Source organism: Achromobacter anxifer, from assembly GCF_903652925.1.
Classification (GTDB): domain Bacteria; phylum Pseudomonadota; class Gammaproteobacteria; order Burkholderiales; family Burkholderiaceae_B; genus Achromobacter; species Achromobacter anxifer.
Genome location: NZ_CAHLAR010000032.1, coordinates 1 through 510 on the forward strand (window position 1 = coordinate 1; position 510 = coordinate 510).

Genomic DNA, 510 nt, shown 5'->3' on the forward strand with positions numbered 1-510 from the left:
ATCGCTAGTAATCGCGGATCAGCATGTCGCGGTGAATACGTTCCCGGGTCTTGTACACACCGCCCGTCACACCATGGGAGTGGGTTTTACCAGAAGTAGTTAGCCTAACCGCAAGGGGGGCGATTACCACGGTAGGATTCATGACTGGGGTGAAGTCGTAACAAGGTAGCCGTATCGGAAGGTGCGGCTGGATCACCTCCTTTCAGAGCTTAGTGCTCGTGTTAAGCGTCCACTCTTATCGGTTGTTGTTGTAGCTGGAGTCAATCATATTGGCGCCGCGTAGAAGCTAACTCATAGCGCTGCATGCAGTGTTATGAGTTGGGTTTTACCCAACAGCTATATTCGTTCTTTAACAATCTGGAAGAAGCACAACGAAATGTGCTCATCGAGTAATCAGCTTTGCTGATGAAGATGGGTACGGGTTGTGATTGCATTAATTTTGTTCCAAGTTCTCAAGACTGGGGTGAATAACCCTAGGCTGCTTTGAAACTTATGAACGGCACAAACGCT

At 48.4% G+C, this 510-nt stretch carries 1 rRNA gene; it reads left to right on the forward strand.

What is annotated here, in order from left to right:
- Positions 1 to 203: ribosomal RNA gene (locus tag HWY37_RS34515) — 16S ribosomal RNA — on the forward strand; the annotation flags it as partial.
- Positions 204 to 510 lie beyond the last annotated feature (307 nt).